This window comes from Micromonospora sp. NBS 11-29 (assembly GCF_002140155.1).
Classification (GTDB): Bacteria; Actinomycetota; Actinomycetes; order Mycobacteriales; family Micromonosporaceae; genus Micromonospora.
The window spans coordinates 122,771-131,652 of the sequence record NZ_NAPR01000006.1 but is presented as its reverse complement, the minus strand read 5'-3'; the positions used below and the strand labels follow the sequence as shown (position 1 = coordinate 131,652).

General features: G+C 74.5%; 5 protein-coding genes and 2 pseudogenes. 4 read left to right on the top strand and 3 right to left on the bottom strand.

The window, feature by feature from the left end; translation table 11 throughout:
- On the top strand, nucleotides 1–226 hold a 226-nt coding region (locus B1205_RS31075; protein WP_254909797.1), incomplete at its 5' end, for a GNAT family N-acetyltransferase.
- Nucleotides 227–412: 186 nt separating this feature from the next.
- Here B1205_RS31075 and B1205_RS08255 read toward each other — a convergent pair.
- Nucleotides 413–982: a TetR/AcrR family transcriptional regulator gene (locus B1205_RS08255; RefSeq protein WP_089155068.1), complete on the bottom strand. Its 570-nt coding sequence runs from the start codon at nucleotides 980–982 to the stop codon at nucleotides 413–415.
- Nucleotides 983–1,099: 117 nt separating this feature from the next.
- Between B1205_RS08255 and B1205_RS08250 the strand changes: the two are divergent.
- A pseudogene (locus tag B1205_RS08250) lies at nucleotides 1,100–2,613 on the top strand (MDR family MFS transporter); the annotation flags it as partial.
- 116 nt (nucleotides 2,614–2,729) lie between these two features.
- Here the strand turns inward: B1205_RS08250 and B1205_RS08245 are convergent.
- Nucleotides 2,730–4,340: a tetratricopeptide repeat protein gene (locus B1205_RS08245; protein ID WP_089155067.1), complete on the bottom strand. Its 1,611-nt coding sequence runs from the start codon at nucleotides 4,338–4,340 to the stop codon at nucleotides 2,730–2,732.
- Nucleotides 4,341–4,521: 181 nt separating this feature from the next.
- Here B1205_RS08245 and B1205_RS08240 point away from each other — a divergent pair.
- A pseudogene (locus tag B1205_RS08240) lies at nucleotides 4,522–5,495 on the top strand (SIS domain-containing protein).
- 25 nt (nucleotides 5,496–5,520) lie between these two features.
- Complete coding sequence (locus B1205_RS08235) at nucleotides 5,521–7,083, top strand: PAS domain-containing sensor histidine kinase (RefSeq protein ID WP_089155066.1); 1,563 nt, start codon at nucleotides 5,521–5,523, stop codon at nucleotides 7,081–7,083.
- Here B1205_RS08235 and B1205_RS08230 read toward each other — a convergent pair.
- Nucleotides 7,058–8,882: glycosyltransferase family 39 protein (locus tag B1205_RS08230; protein ID WP_441338457.1), on the bottom strand; the 1,825-nt coding region annotated here is incomplete at its 5' end. The two genes, B1205_RS08235 and B1205_RS08230, sit on opposite strands and share 26 nt — an antisense overlap.

Below are 8,882 nucleotides of genomic sequence, written 5' to 3'. Positions count from 1 at the left end.
CGCGCAGGGCCGGGGTGCCGGCGCGGCGCTGGTCGACGCGTGCGTGACGCGCGCCGCCGGGCTGGGGTGCACGGCGGTGGTGATCTGTGTGCGCGCCGGCATGGCGGCGAGCGCACGACGCCTCTACGACCGGCGCGGGTTCGTCCGGCTGCCGGAGAAGGACTGGACCCCGCTGCCCGGGATCGAACTGCTCGGCCTGCGGCTGGACCTGCGCGCCGCGAGCTGAGCCGCCGACCGGCGGAAGACCTGGGGCCTGTGTCGCGGGGGCTGGTCGGCCTGCGGCGGGCCCGGACGACGACCGGCGGCGTTGCGGTTTCGTCCGGATACAACACCGGTATCCGAACGAAANCGCGCCTTGCCGGATCGCCGCCCGGACTCCGCCTCGGCTCGACCGCCCCCACGAACCAGGCCGCTAGCGGCCGTCGCCGATCTTGGCGAGCAGTTCGTCGGCCACCTCCAGGGCGATCTTCTGCCGCTCCGCGTCGGTGATGCCCGGTGCGCGCACCGCGAACCAACTGCTGTGCACCGCGAACAGCGTGAGCGAGGCGCGGAGCTGGGCGACCGGCGAGTCGTCGCCGCGGCACAACTCGCGGGCCAGTTGCATCATCCGGTCGCGCATCTGCTGGCCGGCGACGAGGCTCTTCAGCACGGTCTGGTTCTGCTCGAAGAAGCGCATCACCGTGGGCAGTTCGCCGGCGAACATGGCGTCCGCGTACCGGCCGATGAGGGCGCGCCGGGTCGCCAACGTGGGGGGCTGCTCGGCGGCCCAGGCGATCAGCTCGTCCATCCGGCGCAGGCGGTCGTCGACGAAGCTGGAGACGATCTCGTCCTTGCTCTTGAAGTGGTAGTAGAGCGCCGCCTTGGTCACCCCGAGTCGCTCGGCGATCTCCCGGAGCGAGGTCTTCTCGTACCCCTGCTCGGTGAAGAGCTCCAGCGCGACGGCCTGAATGCGCTGCCGCGTGCCGCCCGTGCTCTTGCTCACCCGACCGACACCTTCCAATCCGCTTGACGTCGTCCCGTAACCAGCTTACCGTGCGGCTAGTAAGCTAACTAGCCGGGCGGCAAGTAAGTCGATCAACGATCTGCGGGGAGCCTACCCATGAGTCAACCAGCCCCGGTCACCGCGAGAAGCAATGTCCGCGTCGTCCTGTTCGGCCTGATGATCGCGATGATGCTGGCGATGCTCGACAACATGATCGTCAGCACCGCGCTGCCGCGCATCGCCTTCGAGTTCGGCGACGCCGGCCACTTCACCTGGGTGGTCACCGCGTACGTGTTGGGCACCACGGTCTCCACCCCGATCTGGGGCAAGCTCGGCGACCTCTACGGACGCAAGACGGTGTTCCTCACCTCGGTGGTGATCTTCCTGGTCGGCTCCGCGCTCTGCGGCATGGCCGGCTCCGGGGTCCTCGGCGGCGTCGACAACGGCATGCTGGAACTGATCACGTTCCGAGCGGTGCAGGGCCTCGGCGCGGGTGGCCTGATGGTCGGCGTCCTGGCCATCGTCGGTGACCTGGTCCCGCCCCGTGAGCGGGGCCGCTACCAGGGCATGTTCGCCGGCATCATGGCCGTCGCGATGGTGGCCGGCCCGCTGGCCGGCGGGTTCATCACCGACCACCTCTCCTGGCGCTGGGCGTTCTACGTCAACCTGCCGCTGGGCGGCGTGGCGCTGCTGCTCCTCGCCACCACCCTGCACCTGCCGAAGTACCGCACCGAGCACAAGATCGACTGGCTGGGCGCGGCGCTGCTCTCCGTCGGCATCACCGCGGTCGTGCTGGTCACCACCTGGGGCGGCAACGAGTACCCGTGGGCCTCGGCGCAGATCCTCGGCCTGATCGTGCTGGCGGCCGCCGCGCTGGGTGCGTTCGCGGTCGTCGAGCGGCGCGTACCCGAACCGATCCTGCCGCTGGCCCTGTTCGCCAACCGCAACTTCGCCCTCATCTCGGTGATCGGCTTCCTGCTCGGCTTCGCCATGNCACCAACAGCGGCCTGCTCCTGTTCCCACTGATGTTCGGCATGCTGGTGGTGTCGCTGGTGGTCGGCCGGGCGATCACGAAGACCGGGCGCTACCGCGTGTTCCCGATCGTCGGCGGCGCGCTGATGGCCGCCGGCATGGGTCTGCTCACCATGCTCGACCTGGACACCACGAAGGTCCAGTCCTCGCTCTACATGCTCGTGCTCGGCGTCGGCATGGGCTTCCTCATGCAGACCACGATGCTGGTCGCGCAGAACAGCGTCGAGCAGAAGGACCTGGGCGCGGCGAGCGGCGCCGCCACCTTCTTCCGGTCCATCGGAGGCTCGTTCGGGGTCTCGCTGTTCGGCGCCGTCTTCGCCGGCCGGCTGGCCGACTCGGCCGCCGGTCCGGCGCTCGGCGGCGGTGGCGGCGAGGGCGGCGGGCTCGACCTGGCGAAACTCAGGGAACTCACCGGCCCGGCGCGGGAGGTGGTGCTCGGTGCGCTCTCCGACGCCGTCTCGCACGTCTTCGTCTGGGCGGTCGTGTTCACCGTGGCCGTACCGGTGCTCGCCTGGTTCCTTCGGGAGGTGCCGCTGCGGTCGTCGAACGACGCCCCGCCGGCCGACGCCACGCCGCAGGANCGGCCCCGCCGACCCCACCTCCGGGGTACGCGGGGCCACGGCGCGTCCGCGGCCACCAGCACGCGGATCGGGATGCCAGCCGCAGCGCGGCCCGGAGCCGCCCGGCCCGCGTGGACCGGCCGGCGTCACGCAGGTCAGGCGCGGCGGAGGAGAGCGGCGGTGAGGCGTCGCCAGAGACGGCGCAGCATCCCGCTGCCGGCGGCGGCGACCAGCGCGTCGGCCGTCGCGCGGGTGGCCGGATCCAGTGCCGGGGTGGCCCGGGCCAGGTGCGCCAGCGACACCGCCGAGGTCGTCCGCCGGGCGCGACCCGACTCCACCTCGGCGAGCCGCCCGGCCACCACGCCGGCCACGTCGGCGCGTACCGCCGGGTCCACCCAGGCGGCGGTGACCAGGGCGAACAGCGCCGCCTCGGCGATCGGGCCGGGTTCGCCGCCGGCCAACCCGCCCAGCACCCGACGGCGGGTCGACTCCGCCCACGGCTCGTCGGTGCGGTGGTGCAGCAGCCCCAGGCAGGCCCAGACCTGCGCGCACCGCGTCCAGAGCGCCGGGTCCTGGTCGCCGAGCACCCGACCCAGCGCGGTGGGCGGCGCGTCCGGCGGGTACGCCATCAGGCCGAGCAGGTCGGCCAGGTCCAGCGTGGCCAGTCCCACCGCGGCGTCGTACGCGGCCGGCGGGTGCGCCCAGGCCGGATGGGCCAGTTGCTGGAGCCGCCGTTCCGCGCTCGCCGAGGGGCGCGCGGTGTTGGCGGCCGGCGCCGGGGCGTCCGCGCCGGCCGGGGTGACCTGGCCGAGCCAGGGGCGCCCCCGGCAGCACTCGTCGAGGTCACCGTGCTCGTGCGTGTCGTCGGGGTGGTCGCGGACGAAGTCGGCGAGCGCCACCAGGTGGTCCACGTTGCCGTCGCGCTGGAACCGCAGCCGGTGCGCGGTGTGTACGGCGCAGTCGAACGTCGGGTCCTTGGCCAGCGCCCGGTCGACCCACTCCAGCGCCGCGTCGAGCCGGCCGTGGTCGGCCAGCGTGCCGGCGATGTCCGCGTAGACCGCCAGGTCGTCGGGGTCGAGCGCGACGGCACGCTCCAACGCGGCGAGCGCGTCGGCGGTCCGGCCGGCGCTGCGGTACGCGTACCCGAGCCACACCTCGCCGAGTTTGGTGGGCTCCGCGCGTACCCCCCGGGTGGCCCAGGTGACCGCGAGGGCGACCTCGCCGAGGCGCCGGGCCAGCGCGGACGCCGCGCCCAGCAGCAGGGGGTGGGTGGGATGCACGGTGATCGCGTTGCGGGCCAGGGTGAGGTACGGCAGCAGCGGCTCGCGCAGCCGGCGCGGAACCGGGTCTCCGGTGGCGGCGCAGACCTGCATGAGGATCCGGGCGGTGCGTTCCGGGTCGAGCCGTTCCGGCAGGTCGGCGGCGGTCACCCAGGGCACGGCGGCCCACGGCGAGGCGGGGGCGTAGCCGGTGGCGGCGGCGAGCAGGTCGAGGCCCTCCGCGGGACGACCGGCGGCGGCGAGCAGGTGTGCCCGGGCGACCACGGCGCCGACGAAGGCGTGCTGGCCCAGCGGGAAGAGGTCCAGGTCCCCGCCGCTGGCCGCGGCGAGCCGGGCGAGCGTCTCGTGCGCCTCCGGCAGGGTGGGGGAGCGGACCAGCGCGGCGGCGACGTGGTCGGCGGCGTGCCGAAGGTCGCCCTCGCCGAGCGCCAGCCGGGCCAGCGCGAGTTCCTCCTCCGCGGAGAGCGCGGCGTCGTCCTCGGGCACGTCGTCCTCTCGGTCGGTCGGTCAGCCGGGCAAGCCTAGGGGATCTTGTCCAGGCACGGTGATCTACTGCGCAATGCTGCTCGTTGCGTTGCTGCTCACGGCCAAAACGTGCAAGACTGAGCATCGAACGCGCGGCAATCGCGCAGAAAGGGGTGCTGGGGTGACACGTCCAGGGGCCGGAATGGCCGCCGACATCGACGAGCAGCCGGCCGGCTACGAACGCCTGCTCTCCACCGAGCACGCCGCGGCGATCGCCGAGGTCGCGGCCGTCGTCGCGCAACGGCGGCCCCGACACGTCGTGTTCACCGCGCGCGGCACCTCCGACCACGCCGCGCTCTACGCGGCCTACCTCACCGAGATCCGCCTCGGTCTGCCCGCCGGGCTCGCCTCGCCGAGCGCGATCACCGTCTTCGGCGCCCGACCCGACCTCTCCGACGCGCTGGTCGTCGGCGTCAGCCAGAGCGGCGGCTCACCCGACCTCGCCGAGGTGCTCCGGGTGGCCCGCGCCTCCGGCGCGCTCACCCTGGCCGTCACCAACAACCCCGACTCGCCGCTCGTCGAGACCGCCGAACTGAACGTGGACGTCGCCGCCGGCCACGAGCGTGCCGTCGCCGCCACCAAGACCTACACCGCCGAGCTGCTCGCGCTGCTCATGCTCATCGAGGGGGTACGCGCCGGCGACGGCGTGCTGCCCGCGTCGGAGCGGGACGCGCTGGCCCACCTGCCCGAACTGGCCGCCCGCACGCTCGCCGACGACACCCCGGCCCGGCTCGCCCCGCGCTACCGGTTCGCCGCCCAGCTCGTCACCACCGGCCGGGGCTACGCGTACCCGACCGCCCGGGAGGCGNCCTGCTGCACGGGCCGCTCGCCATGACCGCCCCGGACGTGCCCGTGCTGGCCGTGATCGGCTCCGGCCCCGGCGGGGCGTCGATGCGCGAGGTGCTGCCCAGGCTCGGTGAACGTCGCGCCGACGTGGTGGTGGTCGGCTCCGCCGAGGTCGGGGAGACCCGGATGGCGGTGCCGGAGGTCGACGAGCGGTACGCGCCGCTGCTCGACATCCTGCCGCTGCAACGGCTCGCCCTGGCCCTGGCGCTGGCCCGCGGCGAGGACCCGGACGCTCCGCGCGGGTTGAAGAAGGTCACGGCGACGATGTGAACCCCGGCGTGGCACGCTGTGGGGCGTGTCCACCCTCCGTGACCTCGCCGAGGAGCACACCGCGCTCCGCCCGGCCGACATCGACCACCTGCACCGCGTCGCGGGCGACTGGCAGCTGCTGTCCGACCTGTCCTTCGCCGACCTGCTGCTCTGGGTGCCGGTGGACGGCGACGGCACCTTCCTCTGCGTCGCCCAGGTCCGTCCGACGACCGCGCCGACCGCGTACCTGGACGACCAGGTCGGCCGCATCGTCGGCGGGCCCGAGGTGGCCCACCTGGAGGTGGCCCACCGGCAGGGCCGGATCTGGCGGGAGGGCGACCCGGTCTGGTACGGCGACGTCCCGGCCCGACACGAGGCGATCCCGGTGCGGCTGCGCACCGGCGACGGCGAGCACGGTGAGGTGATCGCCGTGGTGGGGCGGGACACCAACCTCTCCACCGCGCGGACCCCGAGCCAACTCGAACTGAATTACCTGACCACCGCCGACGACCTGGCCCAGATGATCGCCGACGGCACGTTCCCGCCGCCCCGGCACCCGGGCGAGACCACTTCGGCGCCCCGGGTCGGCGACGGTCTGGTGCGGCTCGACGCCAACGGCAAGGTCACCTACGCCAGCCCCAACGCCCAGTCCGCGTACCGCCGCCTCGGCTACGCCTCCCACCTCGTCGGCGAGGACCTGGCCAAGCTGCACCGCCGGCTCGCCGGGGACCCCCTCGAAGGTGCCGACGCCGGCAACGCGGTGCTCGCCGCGCTGCGCGGCGAGGCCCCGCCCCGCCGCGAGGTCGACGCCCGCGGCGCCACCATGCTCACCCGGGCCCTGCCGCTGATGCCCGCCGGTGTGCCGATCGGCGCGCTGGTGCTGGTCCGCGACATCACCGAGGTACGCCGCCGCGACCGCGCCCTGATCACCAAGGACGCCACCATCCGGGAGATCCACCACCGGGTGAAGAACAACCTGCAGACCGTGGCCGCTTTGCTGCGCCTCCAGGCCCGGCGGGTCGCCATGCCGGAGGCCCGGGTCGCGCTGGAGGAATCGGTACGCCGGGTCGCCTCGATCGCGCTGGTGCACGAGACGCTCTCCATGTCCAGCGACGAGGCGGTGGAGTTCGACGGCATCGTGGACCGGGTGGCCAGCGCCGCGACCGAGGTGGCCGCCACCGAGGTGAGCGTCGGCATGCGCCGCACGGGCAGCTTCGGCATACTCCCCGCCGAGATAGCCACCTCGCTGGTGATGGTGCTCAACGAATTGCTGCTCAACGCCGTGGAACACGGCTTCCCACCGGCCGACGAGGACGGCGCCTCCGCTCCGGTGGACGAGCCGAGGCCCGCGGTGGTCGTCTCCGTGCACCGGCGCCGCAAGGAGTTGCACGTCTCGGTCGCCGACAACGGGCGCGGCCTGCCCGCGCAGTTCGACGCCGAGCGGGGCGGCAACCTCGGCCTCCAGATCGTCCGGGCGCTCGTCACCGGCGAGCTGCGCGGCACCATCGAGCTGCGCAACGGCGCCGCCGGCGGCACCGAGGCGATGCTCGTCGTCCCGCTGGCCCGGGGCACCACCGACCGCCTCACCGGGCGAGCAGGGCCACCGTGAGACCCGCGCGGGGCCAGACCTGACGGACCGTGAAGCCGTCCCGCAGCGCCTCGCCCTTGGCGCCGGGCACCGCGGCCAGCGGGTCCGCCCGCCGGCCGGTCACCACCAGCCAGACCCGGTCCACGCCGACCAGGCACCGGGCCGGGTCACCGCACTCGACGGCCCAGAGGCTCGCGTCCGCCCGCTGGTCGCGGACCGCCAGCACGTCGCGCGGCCGGCGCGAACCCAGGTGGTACGCCAGGCCCAGGTCGGGGAAGAGCCACCCGTCCCGGGGTGAGTAGACGATCGCATCTCCCGGCCGCTGTCCGGCGGCGATGATCCCGGCAGCGCCCGCGTAGTCGACCGGGGCGCTGCGGGGCCACTCGTGGGTACGGCGCAACGCCACCTGGTCGGGCAGCCCGAGCAGCCCCGCCAGGGCGACCACGGCCAGCGCCGCCCCGAGCCGCACCTGGGCCAGCGCGGCCCCGACCAGCAGGCAGGCGAACGGCACGGCGAAGACCAGGTAGCGGGGCACCCAGAGCGGCACCACGGTGCCGGCGGCGAAGAGCAGCAGCACCGGCAGCAGCACCGCGGCCCCGGGCAGCAGCGCCCGCCGACCGAGCCGGGCCGTGCCGAGCGCGGCGAGCCCCAGCAGGAACCCGCCCACCACCGCGCTCTGTGCCAGCCCACCGGGCAGCGACGCCAGATCCGGCAGGCGGGCCGGGTCCACCCAGTCGAGCTGCCGGCCGCGCTGGCTCCGGCCGACCGCCGCCAGCGGGGTGACGAGGACGACGGCCGGCACCAGCGCCACCAGCCACCGCGCGAGCACCCGCCGGCCGGGTGCCGGTGCCCCCCGGGCGTCCCGATCCTTGCCGGCCACCTGCGCCGGTTCCGCTCCGGCCAGGTTCGGGTCGTGCTCGCTGTTTCGGGCGGGGTTCGGGTCGTGCTCGCTGTTCCCGGCCGGGTTCGGGTCATGCCGGCTGCTCGCGGGGTGCCGTGACACCCGTGACGTTCCACCCGCGGCCGATGTCGCCGGTGGGTGGAACGCTGTGGGTGTCTGCGAGGCGCTGTGACACCCATGGCGTTCCACTCGCGGCCGATGTCGGTCGTGGGTGGAACGCTGTGGGTGTCTGCGGCTGGGCGGGTTGGCGTCGAGGATGTCGGGTCGGGACTGGCCGGTCGGGTCGAGGCCGGCGGCGGTCGGATCGAGGCCGGCGGCGGTCGGGTCGAGGCCGGCGGCGGTCGGGCCGCGCACGGCGGTCAGCAGCACCGCGACGGCGTGCGCGGCGAGCAGGGTGAGCGCGATCAGGTGGAGCAGTCCGAGCGCGGCCACCGCGACCGCGTACCCGGCCCAGCGCCGCCACGTCGGCCGGCGCAGGGCCTCGACCAGCAGCAGGGTGGCGAGCACGGCGAGCAGCGTGGCGAGCGCGTACGGCCGGGCCTCCTGGCCGTAGCGGGAGGTGGCCGGCAGCACGGCGAACAGCAGCCCGGCCAGCAACCCGGCCCGGTCACCGGCGAGAAGCGCGCCGAGGCGGGCGGTCAGCGCGGCGGCGGCCGCCATGGCGAGCGCGGACGGCAGTCGCAGCGCGGTGGGCGAGGTGCCGGCCAGCGCGGTCCAACCGTGCATGAGCAGGTAGTACGGCCCGGTGGCGGCGTCGATGGTGCGGGTCAACCGGACCAGGTCCGGCAGCGGGCGGGTGGCGGCACTCCACGTCGCCAGCTCGTCCCGCCACGGCTGTGCGTGCCCGATCCCGGCCAGCGTGACCACCAACGTGAACAGTCCGGGTACCGCCCACACCCACCGACCCGGTCGGGCGCGG